Consider the following 343-nt stretch of genomic DNA (forward strand, 5'->3'; position numbering starts at 1 on the left):
TCAACAAGCAGGGCGTCACGATGAGTGCCGACGAACTCGCTGAACTCGACAAGTCCGACAAGTTCGGCGACATCCTCGGCACGGGCGCCGGGCGCAACTGGGCGCATGTCAATTCCGTCGACTACGATCCGACGGACGACTCGATCATCGTCAGCTCGCGCCACCAGTCGGCGATCATCAAGATCGGCCGCGACAAGAAGGTGAAGTGGATCATCGGCTCGCACCAGGGCTGGAAAGCGGGCCTGAAGGAAAAACTCCTCACGCCGGTCGACAAAAACGGCAAGCGCATCAAATGCGACGAATTCTGCAACGTCTGCGAGCAGAACTTCGATTGGACCTGGAC

At 59.2% G+C, this 343-nt stretch carries 1 protein-coding gene; it reads left to right on the forward strand.

Going from position 1 to position 343, the window contains the following annotated elements:
- Positions 1-343: aryl-sulfate sulfotransferase (locus H6A60_RS12865; protein WP_205105257.1), on the forward strand; the 343-nt coding region annotated here is incomplete at both ends.

It is taken from the genome of Sutterella massiliensis (assembly GCF_016899755.1).
Lineage (GTDB): Bacteria > Pseudomonadota > Gammaproteobacteria > Burkholderiales > Burkholderiaceae_F > Sutterella > Sutterella massiliensis.